General features: G+C 67.3%; 11 protein-coding genes, 1 tRNA gene and 1 other RNA gene. 10 read left to right on the forward strand and 3 right to left on the reverse strand.

All coding sequences use genetic code 11. The annotated features are described in order from the left end of the window. Positions 1-12: 12 nt before the first annotated feature. The 3 genes from AC5P8Y_RS03935 to AC5P8Y_RS03945 are packed head-to-tail and all read left to right on the forward strand — an operon-like array spanning position 13 to position 1,915. Complete coding sequence (locus AC5P8Y_RS03935; RefSeq protein ID WP_012479275.1) at positions 13-762, forward strand: 3-deoxy-D-manno-octulosonic acid kinase; 750 nt, start codon at positions 13-15, stop codon at positions 760-762. Continuing rightward, positions 762-1,529: an MBL fold metallo-hydrolase gene (locus tag AC5P8Y_RS03940; RefSeq protein WP_049402793.1), complete on the forward strand. Its 768-nt coding sequence runs from the start codon at positions 762-764 to the stop codon at positions 1,527-1,529. The genes AC5P8Y_RS03935 and AC5P8Y_RS03940 overlap by 1 nt, the downstream gene beginning before the upstream one ends. Further along, a complete protein-coding gene (locus tag AC5P8Y_RS03945; protein ID WP_049402792.1) occupies positions 1,526-1,915 on the forward strand; it encodes a nuclear transport factor 2 family protein in 390 nt (129 codons plus the stop codon). Before AC5P8Y_RS03940 ends, AC5P8Y_RS03945 begins: the two co-directional genes overlap by 4 nt. A 78-nt stretch (positions 1,916-1,993) precedes the next feature. On the opposite strand, the gene ffs is transcribed toward AC5P8Y_RS03945, so the two are convergent. Further along, positions 1,994-2,090: signal recognition particle sRNA small type (gene ffs / locus AC5P8Y_RS03950), an RNA gene on the reverse strand. Between the two features lie 300 nt (positions 2,091-2,390). On the opposite strand from ffs, the gene AC5P8Y_RS03955 reads away from it, so the two are divergent. After that, positions 2,391-2,708 carry a DMT family transporter gene (locus tag AC5P8Y_RS03955; protein ID WP_005408286.1) on the forward strand — a complete coding sequence of 106 codons (318 nt, stop codon included), beginning with the start codon at positions 2,391-2,393 and terminating at the stop codon, positions 2,706-2,708. Between the two features lie 359 nt (positions 2,709-3,067). Beyond that, complete coding sequence (locus tag AC5P8Y_RS03960; RefSeq protein WP_495201841.1) at positions 3,068-13,975, forward strand: autotransporter-associated beta strand repeat-containing protein; 10,908 nt, start codon at positions 3,068-3,070, stop codon at positions 13,973-13,975. 56 nt (positions 13,976-14,031) lie between these two features. On the opposite strand, the gene AC5P8Y_RS03965 is transcribed toward AC5P8Y_RS03960, so the two are convergent. Continuing rightward, entirely contained in the window at positions 14,032-14,475 is a 444-nt protein-coding gene (locus tag AC5P8Y_RS03965) for a GNAT family N-acetyltransferase (protein WP_033835198.1), read from the reverse strand. A gap of 338 nt (positions 14,476-14,813) precedes the next feature. Between AC5P8Y_RS03965 and AC5P8Y_RS03970 the strand changes: the two genes are divergently transcribed. Next, positions 14,814-15,224: a DUF3592 domain-containing protein gene (locus AC5P8Y_RS03970; RefSeq protein ID WP_223846475.1), complete on the forward strand. Its 411-nt coding sequence runs from the start codon at positions 14,814-14,816 to the stop codon at positions 15,222-15,224. Between the two features lie 141 nt (positions 15,225-15,365). Here AC5P8Y_RS03970 and AC5P8Y_RS03975 read toward each other — a convergent pair. Then, positions 15,366-15,458 (reverse strand) — tRNA-Ser (locus tag AC5P8Y_RS03975). A 163-nt stretch (positions 15,459-15,621) separates the two neighbouring features. Here AC5P8Y_RS03975 and dnaX point away from each other — a divergent pair. The 4 genes from dnaX to AC5P8Y_RS03995 all read left to right on the forward strand — a co-directional run bounded on the left by dnaX (position 15,622) and on the right by AC5P8Y_RS03995 (position 19,120). Beyond that, positions 15,622-17,655 carry a DNA polymerase III subunit gamma/tau gene (gene dnaX, locus AC5P8Y_RS03980; RefSeq protein ID WP_032966003.1) on the forward strand — a complete coding sequence of 678 codons (2,034 nt, stop codon included), beginning with the start codon at positions 15,622-15,624 and terminating at the stop codon, positions 17,653-17,655. A gap of 6 nt (positions 17,656-17,661) precedes the next feature. Continuing rightward, the gene (locus tag AC5P8Y_RS03985; RefSeq protein WP_005408298.1) at positions 17,662-17,982 is read left to right on the forward strand and encodes a YbaB/EbfC family nucleoid-associated protein; all 321 of its coding nucleotides are present in this window, start codon (positions 17,662-17,664) and stop codon (positions 17,980-17,982) included. A 111-nt stretch (positions 17,983-18,093) separates the two neighbouring features. Then, positions 18,094-18,693 carry a recombination mediator RecR gene (recR, locus tag AC5P8Y_RS03990; RefSeq protein WP_005408299.1) on the forward strand — a complete coding sequence of 200 codons (600 nt, stop codon included), beginning with the start codon at positions 18,094-18,096 and terminating at the stop codon, positions 18,691-18,693. Positions 18,694-18,760: 67 nt separating this feature from the next. Next, entirely contained in the window at positions 18,761-19,120 is a 360-nt protein-coding gene (locus tag AC5P8Y_RS03995; RefSeq protein WP_005408300.1) for a histidine triad nucleotide-binding protein, read from the forward strand. The last annotated feature ends 15 nt before the right edge of the window (positions 19,121-19,135 follow it).

Genomic DNA, 19,135 nt, shown 5'->3' on the forward strand with positions numbered 1-19,135 from the left:
AGACTCAATGAAATGGTCGCATTCGACGCCAATGAAGCGCTGACGCCATGCCGCGAGGGTCGCGGCATCGGGGCCATTCTGTTCGACCGCGAGCGGCTGCGGCAAGCCGAGGTTGGCCTGTTCTCGCCCCAGCACTGGGGCAGCAAGGCCCGGCCGGTCGGCGAGGGCGGCCGCGGCAGCGCCTGGTTCATCGATGCGCCGTTCGGCGCCAGCGTGCTGCGCCACTACCTGCGCGGCGGCCTGGCAGCGAAGATCAGCCATGACCAGTACCTCTGGCGCGGGTCGGACCGGACCCGGAGCTTTGCCGAATTCCGCCTGATGCGCGCCCTGCGCGAGAAGAAGCTGCCGGTGCCCCGGCCGATCGCCGCGTACTACATGCGCGAAGGCCTGCGCTACCGGGCGGCAATCCTGATGGAGCGGATCGAGGGCGTGCGCTCGCTGGCCGACCGTGCGCTGGTCGCCGGACGGGGCGCGCCCTGGGAAGAGACCGGGCGGCTGATCGCCCGCTTCCACCGTGCCGGCCTGGACCATGCCGACCTCAACGCGCACAACATCCTGTTCGATGGCAACGGCCATGGCTGGCTGATCGACTTCGACCGCGGGGTGATCCGCATTCCGGCCACCGCCTGGCGCGAACGCAACCTCAAGCGCCTGCTGCGCTCGCTGATCAAGCTGCGCGGCGAGCGCAGCGTGGAGGACGTGCAGAAGGACTACGCGCGGCTGAGGCGCGCCTATGACATGGCCTGGAACCGGGGCACCTGATGGGCTGGTCGTTGCGTTTCCTCGGCGTCGGCAACGCGTCGGCGGTCGAGCTGGGGTCGCCGATGTCGGTGATCGAGCGGGACGGGCGGCCATGGCTGACGATCGACTGCGGCGGCGAAGGCCTGACCGCGTTCAAGGCGCACTACGGGCACATGCCGCAGGCACTGTTCGTCACCCATGTGCACCTGGATCACGTGGCCGGTTTCGAGCGGCTGTTCGTCGATACCTTCTTCAGCACGCAGCGCCGCGGCAAGGTGCGCCTGTATGTGCCTGCCACCGTGGTGCCGCTGCTGCACAAGCGCATCGGTGACTACCCGAACGTGCTGGCCGAGGGCGGTGCCAACTTCTGGGATGCCTTCCAGTTGATCGTGGTGGGCGAAGCGTTCTGGCACGAGGGCGTGCGCCTGGAAGTATTCCCGGTACGCCACCACTGGCCGGAGACGGCGTACGGCCTGCGCCTGCAGGGCGCGCTGACCTGGAGTGGTGATACCCGGCCGATTCCGGAGATGCTGGCCCGCTTCGCCAATGACAACGAACTGATCGCCCACGACTGCGGCCTGCACGGTAATCCGTCGCATACCGGTGTGGACGACCTGGAGCGCGAGTACAGCTCGGAACTGCAGGCGCGGATGATGCTCTACCACTACGCCAGCGTGGCTGATGGCGTGGCGCTGGCCGCGCGCGGCCACCGCGTGGCGCAGCCGGGGCAGTGCGTGGCGCTGGCGACCCCCACTGCACCGCACGTGCTGGCGCAGGATCCGCCGTGAGCGGTGCCGGCCAGCCCGCCGACGCGGCGCTGGCCGCCGGACTGGAGGTGCTGGAGCGCGCGCTGCATGCGCCTGCGGTGCGGGCCGATCCTGAGCGCCTTGACGCATTGCTGGACGAGGATTTCAGCGAGATCGGCAGTTCCGGGCAATGCTACGGCCGTGATGCAGCCTTGCAGGAGATCCCGTTGGAGCGCGCGCAGGTGCTGATCGAATCGGAACAGTACGCGGCGTGGTTGCTGGCCGACGGTCTGGCCCAGGTGCGTTATCGCAGCCGCCATTACCTCGACGGCCAGCCGCAAGGCTGGGTGCTGCGCAGCTCGCTGTGGCGCCGGCACGGGGATGGATGGCGCATGCTGTTCCACCAGGGCACGCCCGAGGCACGGTAGGACCGGGCCATGTCCGGCGAAGGGCGCCAACCAGGGTTGGCACCTGCCAGGGGCGGGGCGTCGCCGGAAAAGGCGATGGCCCCGCCGGCTGACCTCGGCGCCCGCGTCGATCGATACCGTTGCTGCCTTCCGGCCCTGGCGGGGTTTTCGACCTAGCGTCGCGAGGGGCCGACGGGGCCACCATAGAGACGTCGGCCGCCCGGAGGGCAGCCAGTTCACGGACCAGGGGAAGCAGCGCGCGATGCGCCAGAGACCACAGCCGGACTGCGCATCGGCTGGCCGATGGCAGACGCGTAGTCTAGCGCAGGCAGGTGCATCGACGCCAGCTTCACGCGCTGAATCCGCTGTAACCCGTTCCCGCCCATGGCGGCCCGGGCCACCCGCCGTTGCTAGAATGCCGGCCAGGAGGAACGGCCTCCCCCACATCGGGAATCAAAGACCAGGACGGCCTGGCCCTACCAAGAGGAGGGCCGTCATGGCCTGGATCTATCTGTTGTTCGCCGGCCTGCTGGAAATCGTCTGGGCCGTGTCCATGAAGCAGTCCGAAGGCTTCACCAAGCTCACCCCCACCGTGGTCACGATCGTCGGCATGATCGCCAGCTTCTGGTTGCTGGCGGTGGCCATGCGCAGCCTGCCGCTGGGCACCGCCTATACGATCTGGACCGGCATCGGCGCGGTCGGTGCGTTCGTGGTTGGCATCGTGTTCCTCGGCGAGCAGGTCAGCCCGATGCGGATCGGTGCAGCGGTGCTGATCGTTTCCGGCCTGGTGCTGATGAAACTCTCGAGCAGCTGAATGATTTACTTATGGCGGGGAAAGGAATCTCCGCTTCCAGCAGGTATATGCATTTTCGGCAAGACCATTTTGTCCGCCCGTTTTATTTGACGTACGTCATGAAAATAACGAGCGTGATTCACATGCCGCTGGCACCGGCGGTCGCACAGTGCCGCCATTCGTCGGGCGAAACCGGGGAGTTTTCGCCTTGAGGGACACGCTGTCGTACCTGTCACCGGGTGCGACCGCGTGAAGATGTGAAGATTTTCAGGAGTTAATGCCTTCAAACCTTGTTTCCGTATCGGGAGCCGGGGTGGGCCGCATTGTCTCCAAAAAAACCTGCCAGCTGTGCCATCCGGTCTTTTCATGGAGATTTACCGATGAACCGCATTTACCGTCTGGTTTTCAATCGTGCCCTTGGGGTAATGCAGGTTGCTTCGGAGGTCGCCCGGAATCCCGGCGGAAGCGCGGTCAGCGCAGGGCGGGTGCCGCGATTGCGGGCGCACCAGCTGGCGGTGGCTTTGGCCGCCACACTGGCCAGCGGATCGGCGTTTGCGGCCTGCACTACCGCAGGTACGACGGTGACCTGCGCCACCGGCTCCAATACCAATTCGCTGACCAACAGCATCAACGGCGTGACGCTGAATATCCAGACCGGCGCCGAGCTCAGCGTGCTGCCGGTCGTTGGCGGAAGTGCAGTGAATTTGAGTGGTAATGGCATCACCGTGAACAACCAGGGCACGGTCGATCCCACGATCAACGGTGGCCTGAGCCTGGCGGCGTCGGGCATGGTGCTGGGCAACAACACCGTCGGTGGAAACACCATCAGCGTCAACAATCAGGCAGGCGGGGCGATCAAAGGCCTGGTCAACATCGGCTCCATCTTCGGTTTCGGCGGACAGGCGCTGGTGGTGCAGAATGCTTCCGGCGGTGTCAGCAACATCGTCAACGCCGGTAATGTGGACATGTCGATTTTTGGTGCAGGCCTGTTGACCACGGCCGATGCGGCATCGATCGTCAGCTACGGTGGTGCGCAGACCACTCTCGACAACACCGGCACCATTACCGGCCGCATAGGGTTCCAGGGTTCGGCCACGGCGGGGGCCGGCAATACCTTCCTCAACGCAGGAACCATCAACGGCAGTGTGAACCTGGGCAGTTCGGTCACCGGGAACACCTTCACCGCCGTGTCTGGTTCCAGCGTCAATACCGCCGGTATCGGCGTGGCCGGGCAGGTCGGCGCGCTTGCGGTGAATCTGGCCGCGGCCGGCATCGTCGACGGTGGTTCGGCGTCCAACAACAGCCTGGTGCTGCAGAACAGCGCCACCGGCCCGGGCAGCGGTACCGGTGGGGTGGTGACCACGCTGGGCTGGAACCAGTACATCAACTTCCAGAGGCTCACCGTCAACAGCGGTACCTGGAACCTGCAGGGTGCGTGGGCTGGTGCGGGCACGACCACGCTCAACGATGGCCTGGTCAATTTCAATAATGCCGGTTCCTTCGGCACAGGGCTGTTCACCGCCAACGGCGGTGCCATCGCCTCCTCCACGGCCGGTCTGAATCTGGCCAACGCTTTCAGCCTTGGTGGCAATCTGTCACTCGCGGGGACCAATGCGTTCAGCCTGGGTGGCGTGCTGTCCGGTACTGGCGGGCTGACGGTCAACAACACCGGCATCGTTACTCTCGGCGGCGCAAACCTGTTCTCCGGCGGCGTCAACCTCAATGCCGGCGGCCTGGTACTGGGGAATGCCGGTGCACTGGGCAGCGGCAACCTGACCGTGGGTGGCAGCGCTTCACTGGATACGACGTCGGGCTTCACCCTGGGCAACAATCTGGTGATCAATGGCGGGGGCTCGCTGAACCTGCTGGGCAGCAATGCGTTGTCATTGAACGGTTCGATCTCCGGTGCCGGCGACCTGACCAAGAACGGCGCCGGCACTCTCACCCTGAACGGCGCCAATGCGCTAACCGGCAGTTTTAACCTGGCCGGAGGCGCGTTGGCGCTGGGCGCGGGCGGCAGCCTGTCGCCCACCGGTGCGATCACGGTCGGCGTCGGTACCACCCTGGACCTGTCGGCGGCCGCCAACCAGACCATCGGTTCGCTTGCGGGCCTCGGCGGCTCGGTCAACCTGGGCAGCCACACGCTCACCCTCGCCGGGCTGGGCGATACCAGCTACAGCGGTACGTTCGCCGCAGGCACGGGTGGCCTGATCAAGCTGGGCACCGGCGTGCAGACCTTGTCGGGCGTGAACAACCTCAGTGGCGGCGTGGCACTCAACGCCGGTGGCCTGCTGCTGGGCAACGCTGCTGCGCTGGGCAGCGGTGCGCTCAGTGTCGGTGGCAACGTGACGCTCGATGGAACCACGGGGGCGCTTGCACTGGCCAACGCGGTCAACCTCGGGTCGGGCGCCAGCCTGAATCTGCTTGGCGGACAGGCGCTCACGTTCAACGGCGTGATCGGTGGCGGCGGTGGCTTGGTCAAGAGCGGTGCGTCGTCGCTGACGCTCAATGGCGCCAATACCTTCGACGGCGGCGTGGTGTTCAATGCCGGCAGCCTGGTGCTGGGCAACGGCGGTGCACTGGGAACCGGGGCGCTGAACGTCGGCGGTGCGGTATCGCTCGACGCCAGCGCCGGCCTCACCGTGGGCAATGGCATCACGCTTGGCGCCGGTGGTTCGCTCGATGTGCTGGGCTCGAATGCGCTGACGCTGGGCGGTGTCATCGGCGGGAGCGGCAGCCTGGTCAAGAACGGCGCCTCCACGCTGACGCTGGGCGGCGCGAACACGTTCACCGGTGGGCTGGCGGTGAATGCCGGAACGGTGTCATTGGCCAGTGGTGGCAGCCTGGCGGCGACCGGCGCGGTCAGCCTGGCCGGCGCTGGCAGCGCACTGGATATCTCGCTGGGTGGCAACCAGACCATCGGTGCGTTGTCCGGCGTGGCTGGCAGCACCCTGTCGCTGGGCAGCAGCACGCTGACCTTTGGTGATGCCACCAACCAGACCTTCGCCGGCGTGATCGGCGGCACCGGTGGCCTGATCAAGCAGGGCACCGGCGTGCAGACGCTGACCAGCGCCAGCACCTTCAGCGGTGGGGTGAATCTTGCCGCCGGTGGCCTGGTGCTGGGCAACGCCGGTGCGCTGGGAAGCGGTGCGCTGACCGTCAGTGGCAACGGTTCGCTGGACGCCACTGCTGCGCTGAACCTGGGCAATGCGATCAACCTCGGCGCGGCGTTGACCCTGCCGGGCAGCCAGAACCTGGCCCTGGCCGGCAACATCACCGGCACCGGCAGCCTGGTCAAGAATGGCGCGTCGACACTGACCTTGAACGGTACCAACACCTCCAGCGGTGGACTGAGCGCAAACGCCGGCAGTCTGCTGCTGGGCAACAGTGGCGCACTCGGCACCGGGACGCTGGGCATTGGCGGCAGCGTCTCGCTCGATGGCGGCGTCTCGCTGAACCTGCTCAACAATGTGTCCCTGGGCGCGGGTGCCGCGCTGTCGCTGCCGGGCTCGCAGGCGATCACGCTGGGTGGCGTGGTGTCCGGTGCCGGCAGGCTGGTGAAGAATGGTGCCACCACCTTGACCCTCAACGGCGCCAACAGCTTCGGTGGTGGGCTCACCGTCAACGGCGGCGGCGTGCTGCTGGGCAATGCCGGCGCACTGGGTACCGGTGCGCTGTCGGTGGGCGCCAATGCCACGCTGGACAGTTCGGTAGCGCTGAACCTCGCCAACAACCTCAACCTCGGCGCCGGCGCGGCGCTGGATCTGCTGGGTAGCCAGAACGTGTCGCTGGGCGGTCTCATCAGTGGTACTGGCAGCCTGGTCAAGAACGGTACGGCGACGCTGGCGTTGAACGGCGCCAATACGTTCAGCGGGGGCGTCGGCCTCAACGCGGGTCTGCTGCAGCTGGGCAATGCGCAGGCGCTGGGTGCCGGCCAGCTGGACGTGGGCGGCAACGCTTCGCTGGAGGCCACAACGGCGCTGGCGCTGGGCAACAACATCGGTCTCGCTGCCGGTGCCAACCTTTCCGTGCTGGGCAGCAATGACCTGACGCTGGCCGGTCCGGTATTCGGTGCCGGTGGGCTGATCAAGGACGGCACGGCGCGGTTGACGTTGTCGGGCGCCAATACCTACAACGGCGGCACCACCATCAACGCCGGCACGCTGGCGCTGGGCGCAGGCGGCAGTCTCGCCGCAGCCGGTACGGTGAATCTCGCCGTTGCGGGCGCGACACTGGACATCTCCGCCGCCGGTGCGGCACAGACTATCGGCGCGTTGAATGGCGTGGCGGGCAGCCAGCTGGCGCTGGGCGCGCAGTCGCTGACCTTTGGCGGTGCCAGCAATGGCAGCTTTGCCGGTGTGATCGGTGGTACCGGTGGCTTGGTCAAGACCGGCACGGGCGTGCAGACGCTGTCCGGTGCAAACACGTTCAGTGGTGGCCTTGCGCTCAACGCGGGCGGGTTGGTGCTGGGCGATGCAGGTGCGCTTGGTACCGGTGCACTGGGTATTGGCGGCACCACCACGCTGGACAGCACGGTGGCATTGAATCTGGCCAACGCGGTGAACTTCGGTGCCGGCACCCAGCTCGCCCTGGGCGGAACCAGTGACGTTGCATTCGGAGGCGTGCTGAGCGGCAACGGCAGCCTGGTCAAGAATGGTGCGGGCCTGCTGACCCTCAACAACACCAATACCTTCGGTGGCGGCCTGACCTTGAACGGTGGTGGCCTGGTGGTCGGCGCGAATGGTGCGCTCGGTACCGGTGCGCTGGCGGTCAATGCCAGCACCACGCTGGATGCGGGCACTGCACTGACACTCGGCAATGCGGTCACGCTGGGCTCGGGCGTCGCACTCACGCTGCCCGGCAGCAATGCGCTGACGCTGTCCGGCGTGGTCGGCGGCAATGGCAGCCTGATCAAGAATGGCGGCACCACGCTGACGCTGTCCGGTGCCAACACCTACACCGGCGGTACCACCATCAACGCCGGCACGCTCGCGTTGGGTACGGGTGGCAATCTCGCCGCAGTCGGTGATGTCACGCTGGGCGCAGGCGCTGGCTTCGATATCTCCGGCGCCGGCAGCAACCAGACCATCGGTGCACTCAACGGAGCGGGGGGAAGCACGCTGACGCTGGGCGGCAATTCGCTCACCTTCGGTACGGCCGGCAACGCCGCGTTCGATGGCGTGATCAGCGGCGGTGGTGGCCTGGTCAAGGTGGGCGCGGGCGTACAGACCTTGTCCGGCGCCAATACCTTCGGTGGTGGCGTGACGCTCAATGCAGGCGGACTGGTGCTCGGCAATGACGCAGCGCTGGGCACGGGCGCATTGACCGTCGGTGGTGCTGCCACGCTGGATACCACCGGCCTGGCAACGCTGGCCAACAACATTGCGCTCAATGCCGGGCTGACCGTGCTCGGGACCCAGGCACTCACACTCAACGGCGTCCTTTCCGGGGCCGGCAGCCTGACCAAGAATGGCAGCGCGACGCTGACCTTGAATGGCGCCAACACCTATACCGGCGGTACCACCATCAATGCGGGCACGCTGGCGCTGGGCGCCGGTGCCAGCCTGGCCGCGAGCGGTACCGTCAATCTTGCCACCGGCGCCACGCTGGATCTGTCGGCCGGCAGCGGCACGCAGCAGTTCGGCACGCTGGTTGGCAACGGTACGGTGAATCTCGGCGCCAACTCGATCGAGGTCGGCGGTGCCACCGATGGCACCTTCAGCGGCTCGATCGCAGGCACCGGTGGCCTGACCAAGGTCGGTGCCGGCATCGAGACGCTGACCGGTGCCAACACCTACACCGGCGGCACGTTCATCAACGCCGGTACCCTGGCGATCGGCCCCGGCGGCAGTCTGGCCGCGACCGGTGCGGTGACGCTCACTGCGGCAGGCACAGGCTTCGATATCTCCGCCGCTGGCGCCAACCAGACCATCGGGGCGTTGAACGGCGTGGCGGGCTCGACGGTGAGCCTGGGGGCGCAGACGCTGACCCTGGGCGGCGTTGGCAACAGCATCTTCGATGGCGCGATCTCCGGCACCGGCGGCTTGGTCAAGAACGGCGCCGGCAGCCTCACGCTGGGCGGCGCCAACCTGTTCAGCGGTGGCGTCGCGCTCAATGGCGGCGCATTGGTGGTCGGCAACAACGCTGCGCTCGGCAGCGGTGCGCTGACGGTCGGAAGCAACGCGACGCTGGATGCATCGACCGGCGTCAGCCTGGCCAACAACATCGGGCTTGCCGGCGGCGCCAGCCTCGATCTGCTTGGCAGCCAGGCGCTGACCCTGGGCGGCGTGATCTCCGGCACGGGCGGGCTGATCAAGGACGGTGCGGCCACGGTGACCCTGAGCGGCGCCAACACCTACACCGGTGGCACCACCATCAACAGCGGCACGCTGGCGATCGGCGCTGGTGGCAGCCTCGCCGCGGCCGGCGCAGTGAACCTGGCCGGTGCCGGCACGTTCGACATTTCGGCGGGCAACCAGGCCATCGGTTCGCTGGCCGGCGTCGCCGGCAGTACGGTGGCGCTGGGCGGCAGCACGCTGACCCTGGGCGGCACCGTGGACAGCACCTTCAGCGGTGCGATCAGTGGCAACGGCGGCCTGGTCAAGAACGGCGCAGGCGTGCAGACGCTCAACGGTGCCAGCACCTTCAGCGGTGGCGTCACGCTCAACGCCGGTGGCCTGGTGGTCGGCAACAATGCTGCGTTGGGCACCGGTGCGGTGACGGTCGGAGGCGCTGCGACGCTCGATTCGAACACGGCGGTCACCCTCGCCAACGACTTCACCCTCAACAACGCGTTGACCGTCCTCGGCAGCAACAACCTCACCCTCAACGGCATGCTCAGTGGTACCGGCTCACTGACCAAGGAGGGGGCCGCGACGCTGACCTTGAATGGTGCCAACACCTATACCGGCGGTACTTTCATCAACGCCGGCACTCTGGCACTGGGTGCTGGCGCCAGCCTGGCCTCCACAGGCACCGTCAACCTGGCCACGGGGGCGACCTTCGATCTGTCAGCAGGCAGCGGCACGCAGCAGTTCGGTACCCTGATCGGCAGCGGTACAGTGAATCTGGGCGCCAACACGCTGACGATCGGAGGCCCTGTCAATGGCACCTTCAGTGGTTCGGTGGCCGGCTCCGGTGGCCTGATCAAGGAAGGTGCGGGCACCCAGACGTTGACCGGCACCAACACCTTCACCGGTGGCACCACCATCAACGCCGGCACGCTGGCGATCGGTGCCGGCGGCAGCCTCGCGGCGACTGGTGCGGTGAACCTGGCCAATGCCGGTACCGCCTTTGACATCAGCGCAGGTGGTGCGCAGGCGATCGGTTCGCTGGCAGGCGTGGCGGGTTCGACAGTGGCGCTGGGCGGCAACACGCTGACCCTCAATGGCGTGGGCAATACCACGTTCGCCGGCACCATCGGAGGGGCCGGTGGCCTGGTAAAGAACGGCGCAGGCATCCAGGGCTTGACGGGCGTCAACGTCTTCACGGGCGGCGTGGCCCTCAATGCCGGTGGCCTGCTGCTGGGCAACGGCGGTTCGCTGGGCATCGGCGCGCTGACCGTAGGCGGCAACGCCAGCCTGGACGGCACCAGTGCGCTGACTCTGGCCAACACCGTGCAGCTGGCCAGCGGCACGCTGACTCTGGCCGGCAGCAACGCGCTGACCTTGAACGGACCGATCAGCGGTGCCGGTGGCCTGCTGAAGGATGGCGCGGCGACGGTCACCCTGGGCGGTGCCAGCAGCTATACCGGCACCACCACCATCAACAGCGGCATGCTGGCGGTAGCAGCCGGCGGCAGCCTGTCCGGTGCCAGCACGGTCAACCTGGCCGGTGCTGGCACGCTGGATATCAGCGCCGGTGGCAACCAGAGCATCGGCGGCCTGGCCGGTGTGGCCGGCAGCACGGTGGCGCTGGGAGGCGCAACGCTGACTACCGGCGGCAACAACGCCAGCACCGTGTTCGCTGGCGTCCTCAGTGGCACCGGCGGCCTGGTGCAGGGAGGTACCGGTACGCTGACGCTGAGCGGCGACAACACCTATACCGGCGGTACCACCATCAACGGTGGCAGCACCCTGCAGATCGGCAACGGTGGCAGCACCGGTTCGGTGCTGGGCGACATCACCAACAATGGCAGCCTGGTCTACAACCTCGGCACCACGGCAACCGTGGGTGCGGTGGTCAGTGGCAATGGCGGTTTGACCCAGGCCGGCAGCGGCACGCTGGTGCTGACCGGCAACAACACCTACACCGGAGGGACCACCATCAATGCCGGCGGCACGCTGCAGATCGGCAACGGTGGTGCGACCGGTGCGATCGTCGGCGACATCACAAACAACGGCGCGCTGGTGTCCAACGTGGCCGGCAACACCACGCTCGGTGGCACCATCAGCGGCAGTGGCGGCCTGACCCAGGCCGGCAGCGGTACGCTGGTGCTGACCGGCAACAACACCTATACCGGCGGCACCACCGTCAATGCCGGTGGCACCCTGCAGGTGGGCAATGGCGGTGCGACCGGTGCGATCACCGGCAACGTTGCCAACAACGGCAGCCTGGTATTCAACGTGGGCGGCAACACCACGGTCGGTGGCGCGATCAGCGGCAGCGGTGGCCTGACCCAGGCCGGCAGCGGCGTGCTGACCCTGGTCGGCAACAACACCTATACCGGTGGCACCACGATCAATACCGGCGGTACGCTGCAGGTCGGCAACGGCGGGGCAACCGGCGCCATCGCTGGAGACATCACCAACAATGGCGCGTTGATCTCCAACGTGGCCGGCAACACGCAGCTGGGCGGCACCATCAGCGGTACGGGTGGCCTGACCCAGGCGGGCAGTGGGTCGCTGGTGCTGACCGGCACCAACACCTACACCGGGGGTACCACCATCAACGCCGGCGGCACGCTGCAGCTGGGCAATGGCGGCGCGACGGGTTCGATCGTCGGTGACATCACCAACAACGGTTCGCTGGTGTCCAACGTAGCCGGCAACACCACGCTGGGCGGCACCATCAGTGGCAGCGGCGGCCTGACCCAGGCTGGCAGCGGCACACTGACCGTGACCGGCAACAACACCTATACCGGGCCGACCACGATCAATGCAGGCGGCACGCTGCAGGTCGGCAACGGCGGTGCGACCGGCGCGATCGGTGGCAACGTCACCAACAACGGCAACCTGGTGTTCAACGTGGCCGGCAATACCACGGTCGGTGGCGCCATCAGCGGCAGCGGTGGCCTGACCCAGGCCGGCAGCGGCACGCTGGTGCTGACCGGCAACAACACCTATACCGGTGGTACCACCATCAACACCGGCGGCACGTTGCAGGTCGGCAATGGCGGCGCCAGCGGTGCGATCGCCGGCAACGTCAGCAACAACGGCAGCCTGGTGTTCAACGTGGGCGGCAACACCACCGTCGGAGGCACCATCAGCGGCAGTGGTGGCCTGACCCAGGCCGGCACCGGAACGGTCACCCTGACCGGCAACAACACCTACACCGGCGGCACCACCATCAATGCCGGCGGTACCGTGCAGGTCGGCAACGGTGGTGCCAGCGGATCGATCACCGGCAACATCACCAACAACGGTGGCCTGGTCATCAACACCGGCGGTACCACCACGCTGGGCGGCACCATCAGCGGTGGTGGCAGCATCGTGCAGGCCGGTCCGGGTGGCCTGAACCTGGGCGGTAACAGCGGTGGCTTCAGCGGCACCGGCCAGGTCACCGGCGGGGGCCTGAATGTCACCGGCACCATCGGTGGCCAGTGGACCATCGGCAGCGGTACCACGCTGTCCGGCACCGGCACCATCGGTGGCACCGGCGGCGGCGTGACGGTGTCCAGCGGTGGTGTGTTGTCGCCGGGCAATGGTCCCGGCAACGGCAGTGGCGCGGGCAACGGTACCGGCACGATCACGGTGGGCGGCAACCTGAATCTGTCGCCGGGCAGCACGCTGGGCATCGACCTGGGCGCCACCGGCAGCGATACGGTACAGGTGGGCGGCAGCGCGAATGTGGGCGGCAGCACGGTGCAGGTGAACACCATTTCGCCGAGCACCAGCTACCAGCAGGGCCAGCAGTACACCGTGATCAACGCGGGTGGTGGCGTCAGTGGGCAGTTCGCTTCGGCGACCTCGCCGTCGGCCTTCCTGACCATCACCCCGGTCTACACCGCGAACACGGCCAACCTGCAGATCGATGTGGCACAGACCGCGGCATTCACCACGGCGGCGAAGACGCGCAACCAGTTCAACACCGCTGCAGCGCTGGACAGCCTGCCGCAGAGTGGTTCGGCACTGGGCCTGTACAACACGGTGCTGATGTATGACGCAGGTACCGCGCGCGCGGCGTTCGACCAGTTGTCCGGTGAGGTGCATGCGGCCAGCCGTGCGGTGTTGCTGTATGACAACTACCTGGAAGAGGGCATCCGCCAGCGCCTGGGCAGCGAGCTGCCGACCGTGCGTGGCGAGCGTGCCTCGGCCTGGCTGGCCGGCAGCGGCAAGGTGTTCAAGCAGGATGGCGATGGCAACGGCGACGACATCCGCTCCAACCGCAATGCACTGATGGCGGGCGTGGACTGGCAGCTGGGTGAGCATGTGGTGCTGGGTGCGGCCGCAGGCAACGAGCGGCTGGATACCCGCCTCTACGATCGCAGCTCGCGGGCCCGCCTGCGCGGCAACACGTTCGGCCTGTATGCGCAGGGCCAGTGGAACAACGGCTTTGCGGTCGGTGGCAGCGTATCGCGCGGTGACTACCGCACGCGTACCACGCGTGAGGTGCCGCTGCTGGGCCAGACCCTGTACAGCCGCCAGGATTCGGATGTGACCATCGCGCAGGTGGAGGGCAGCTGGACCTGGACCCATGGCAGGACCCAACTGCAGCCGTATGTGCAGTTCACCAGGCACTGGGTCGACAGCGATCGTGCGGTGGAGCAGGGCGGCACGGCTGCGCTGGTGCTGGAAGGCGGCAAGGACACGCTCAATGTCAGCACCGTGGGCGTGCGCGGCCGTTGGGATGTGGGCAGCGGCGAGCGCTTTCCGGCGCAGCTGACGGTTGGCCTGGGCTGGCAGCATGCATCGGGTGATACCGATGTGGCCAGCCGCAACCGCTTCGCGGTGGGCGGCAATGCCTTCGACGTCTACAGCGCGGTGATGGCACGCAATGCGCTGGTCAGTCAGGTGGGCGTGGCGGTGGGCCTCGGCCGCAACAGCCAGCTGTCGATGTTCGTGCAGGGCCAGCACGGCGATGGCCGCCGCGACGTGGGCGGGCAGATCAACCTGCGCGTGGGCTTCTGAGGAGAGTGGGGCGACGTTGGATCCACGCCTGCGTGGATCCAGGGCGGTGCGGAGGGCTAGACCCTCCGCTCCATCTCCACGGCATCGATCCCGGCGCCGTGGCCATTGGAAACGATCCGCGTCACCTGGAAGCCCAGGCCAGCATAGAAGCCCTGGGTGTGCTGGCTGGTACTGAGCGTGATGCGCTTGATCGAGGGATCCGCTTCGGCCTGGCGCAGGCGTGCCAGCGCCAGTTCCCGGCCCAGTCCATGCCGGTGCAGCGCGCGCTGTACCATGCCCCAGCAGAAACCGGCACTGCCGTCGCCGCGTCGCGACAGGCCGCCGCACGCCACGATGCTGCCATCTCGCTCGATGACCTGGAATGCACAGTCCATGGCCTGTTCTTGCAGGAAGCGCTCAAAGTCGCTGCGCTCTTCGGGCGCGAAGTAGGTGGGCACGTTGCTGTCGAAAATCGACAGGCAGGCGCTGGCATCGGCGGGGCGGTAGAGGCGGAGGTTCATGGAAAATGCCTTGGCGTTGCCCGGGCGCATTTCAACCGTCCAGACGTTGTCCTTCTCAAGGGGGTATCGCACGACGAGGCCGCAGGGGCGCCGAAGTGCTCCAAGGTACATGGAGCGGAGTCGATCTTCTCACGGATGATTTCGCCCACTTCGAATGACTGTGCGGAACACAGGCGCCTGCACCAGGCGGGTGCGTCAGTGGCGAGGCGCATGCGGCCGCGATGGCATGCAGCGGGGCGCGGCGGCTCCTGGGCTATGCTTTCGACACGTGGGACTGACCGCGCGGCAGGATCCGCCGGCCCCATTCGTCTTCCTGCCTGCAACGGAGCTGCCCAGCGATGCCCGACCCTTCTCTTTCCCGGACTGCCCAGGTCATGCGCGGTCTGCTGTTTGGCGCGGTGGGGCTGTTGATCCTTGCCGTGGCCGCCTTCGAAGTGACGCATCGCCTTGAGTTCCTGCAGATCGCGCAGGCCGTCGATGGCCAGGTCGAGCGCCTGAACGCGGGCGGATCGCATCCGCAGATTGCGTTCACCACCGCGACCGGCCAACGCGTCTCTTACCCGCAGGGCGGCATGATCTTCGGCTATGAGCCTGGACAGCCGGTACGCGTGCTGTACGATCCGGCGCAACCGCGCCTGGAGCCGGTCCTGGATACGTTCGGTGCGCTGTGGGGAATGACGGTCGTGTGGATGCTGCTGGGGCTGGCGTTCGTCGGCGTCTGCGTGCGGGGACTGCTCCGGCGCAGGTGACTCGCAGCAGATCGCGCGCTGTCGGCGGGCGGACCGTTGGACCTGCCCCAGGCGGCAGGGCCTGTTCAGTCCGGTAGTACCTAGCGCGCTTCCCGCCAGCCAAATAAAAAAGCCGCCCAGTGGGCGGCTTCTTCATTTATCTGGCGGAGAGAGGGGGATTCGAACCCCCGAAGCGCGGTTTAGACGCTTACACACTTTCCAGGCGTGCTCCTTCAACCACTCGGACACCTCTCCGGATCCCTGCCATCGGCAAACGCCTCAGCAGGGGCGCAGATTCTAGCGGGCTGCGCGGCACTTCACAAGCACCCCGGCCAGGAACCCGCGAAAGATGTGCCGGAGGCGAGGGGGGCTGGACAGGCATGGCACAATGGAACATCCGATGGAAAACGGTGGCCTGATGTCCTATCTCGTCCTTGCCCGCAAGTGGCGTCCAAAGCGTTTTGCCGAGCTGGTGGGCCAGGAACACGTGGTCCGTGCGCTCAGCAACGCACTGGACAGCGGCCGGGTCCACCATGCGTTCCTGTTCACCGGCACCCGCGGCGTGGGCAAGACCACCATCGCGCGCATCTTCGCCAAGTCGCTGAACTGCGAACAGGGCACCAGTGCCGATCCCTGCGGCCAGTGTGCAGCCTGCCTGGATATCGACGCCGGCCGCTACATCGACCTGCTGGAAATCGACGCCGCGTCCAACACCGGCGTGGACGACGTGCGCGAGGTGATCGAGAACGCGCAGTACATGCCTTCGCGTGGCAAGTACAAGGTCTACCTGATCGACGAAGTGCACATGCTGTCCAAGGCGGCGTTCAATGCGCTGCTGAAGACGCTGGAAGAGCCGCCGGAGCACGTGAAGTTCCTGCTGGCCACCACCGATCCGCAGAAGCTGCCGGTCACTGTGCTCAGCCGCTGCCTGCAGTTCAACCTCAAGCGCCTGGACGAGGACCAGATCCAGGGCCAGATGACCCGCATCCTGGCGGCCGAGGAGATCGAGGCCGACGGCAGTGCCATCGTGCAGCTGGCCAAGGCCGCTGATGGCAGCCTGCGGGACGGCCTGTCGCTGCTGGACCAGGCGATTGCCTATGCCGGCGGCGCACTGCGCGAGGACGTGGTACGCACCATGCTGGGCACGGTCGACCGCACCCAGGTGGCGGCGATGCTCGATGCGCTGGCTGACGGCGATGGCCCGCGCCTGCTGCAGGTGGTGGCCGCGCTGGCCGAATTCTCGCCGGACTGGAGTGGCGTGCTGGAAGCGCTGGCCGAAGGCCTGCACCGCATCCAGGTGCAGCAGCTGGTACCGGGTGCGGCCGTTGCCGAAGGCCTGGATGCCGCCGCATTCGCCGAGCGCCTGCGCCCGGAAGTGGTGCAGCTCTGGTACCAGATGGCCTTGAACGGCCGTCGTGACCTGCCGATGGCGCCGAGCCCGCGCGCGGGCTTCGAGATGGCCGTGCTGCGCATGCTGGCGTTCCGCCCGGCCGCGGCGGTCCCGCCGGTGCCGAAGTCGGTGGAGGGGGCAGGCAATGCGCCGGGTGGCAATGCTGCCGGTGGTGGCACCGGTGCGGGTACCCACGAAGCGACGCCGGCGACTGCCGCCGCTTCGGCAAGCCCGGCCGTGGTGGCGCAGGTGGCCGCTCCGGTGCAGGCCGCGCCGCGCGAACCTGAACCCGAACCGGACCCGGCCCCGCAACCCGAACCGGACCCGACGCCGGAGCCCGAGCCGGTTCCGGTGGAAGAGCCGGTGTCACCGCCGCCGGTGAAGGCCGAAGCAGCGGCGCCGCCGTCCGTTGAAACGGAAGCGGGCGACGACCTGCCGCCGTGGGCCACCGACGAAGCCGAGGCACGTGACGAAGCGCTGGCGGCCGAGATGGCTGGGCCGGAAGCTGCCATGGTGGCGCCCTGGCATGAGCCGCCGGCTCCCGTCGCGGCTCCCAGCGAGCCTGCACCGCCCGCACGCCCGTTCCGCACGGAAGGCATTGCCATCGCGCCGGTCGAGCCGGCGCCAGTGCAGGAGAACGCGCCGCTGGAAGGTGTGAGCGACCTGGCCAGCGCCGAGGACTGGCTGGATCTGGTCGCCAACAGTGGCCTGAGCGGCCCGTCGCGGCAGCTGGCCGCCAACGCTGCCTTCATCAGTTGCCAGCACGGGACCTTGAAACTGGGCCTTTCGCCCGGATTTGAATACCTGCGCTCGGAGCGCGCGCTGGCCGCCCTGGGCGAGATGCTGGAGAAGGCCCTCGGCCAGGCGCCGAAGATCGTGGTCGAGACCGTGGAAACCGAACACGTTCCGGCCGAGACCCTGCACCAGCGTGCCGACCGCCAGCGTAGTGAGCGGCAGCAGGTGGCAGAGGCCGTTTTCATGGACGACCCGGAAGTGCAGGTGCTGATCCAACAGCACGGTGCCCGGGTTGTTTCCGATTCCATCCGTTCTTTTGACGAGTAGGACACCATGCGCGGAAACATCGCACAACTGATGCAGCAGGCCCAGAAAATGCAGGAAAACCTGCAGAAGGCCCAGGAAGAAATCGCCAAGATCGAAGTGACCGGCAGCGCCGGCGGCGGCATGGTCAGCGTGACCCTGACCGGTGCCAAGGAATGCCGCAAGGTGCGCATCGACCCGTCGCTGACCAGCGACCCGGAGATGCTGGAAGACCTGATCGCCGCCGCCTTCAATGATGCCTCGAACAAGATCGATGCCGAGTCGAAGTCGAAGATGGGGTCGGCCACCGCCGGCATGCAGCTGCCGCCGGGCATGAAGCTGCCGTTCTGATTTCCCAGGGGGCGCCTGCCGCTGCAGGTGCCCGCTCCAACCCTCGGTCGAGCATGGCTCGACTCTACAGACAGCTGTCGAGCGTGCTCGACGCCATGAAAGCATGCCGCCGTGTCCGCACCCCTGCTTGAACAATTGATCGACGCATTGCGGGTGCTGCCTGGCGTCGGCCAGAAGACTGCGCAGCGCATGGCCTATCACCTGCTCGAGCGCGAGCGCGAAGGTGGCCAGCGTCTGGCCGAGACACTGGCATTGGCGGTGGAGCGAATCGGCCACTGCGTGCAGTGCCGCGATTTCAGCGAAACCGAGCTGTGCCCGACCTGTGCCAACGGCAGCCGCGAGCGCAGCCAGCTGTGCGTGGTCGAATCGCCGGCCGACCGCCTGGCCATCGAGAACGCCACCGGCTTCCGCGGTGTCTACTTCGTGCTGCAGGGGCGGCTGTCGCCGCTCGATGGCATCGGCCCGCGCGAGCTGGGCCTGGAGCAATTGGAGCGACGGTTGGCCGAAGGCGAGGTGCAGGAGCTGATCATCGCCACCAGCGCCACTGTCGAGGGCGAGGCCACCGCGCACTACCTGGCGCAGCTGGCGCGCGCACGCAAGGTGCAGCCGAGCCGTTTGGCGCAGGGCCTGCCACTTGGCGGTGAACTCGAATACGTCGATCGCGGCACGCTCTCGCACGCGTTCGGAACGCGCAGCGAATTCCGCGATTGAATGCCGGCCGGGCATCCCCCGGCGCGGCCGGCCTACAATGCGGATGACATCCCCGCCGAGGCCGACCATGAGCAACGAAACCCTCTTCAGCAAGATCATCCGTCGCGAGATCCCGGCCACCATCGTCTACGAGGATGACGAGGTGCTGGGCTTCAAGGACATCGCACCGCAGGCACCGGTGCACGTGCTGTTCATTCCGAAGAACGAGATCATTCCGACCCTGGATGACCTGCAGCCGTCGCAGGCGCACCTGATCGGCAAGCTGGCGCTGGCTGCCGCCGAGTACGCGCGCCGCGAGGGCTTCGCACAGGACGGCTACCGCATCGTGATGAACTGCCGCGAGCATGCCGGGCAGACCGTGTTCCATATCCACATGCACCTGCTGGCCGGTGCGCCGCTGGGGCATTTCGGTGCGCCTGGGCGTTGAAGCCCCTGTCCACGC

The sequence above is a fragment of the Stenotrophomonas sp. YJH_SMC_12-1 genome (assembly GCF_059370935.1).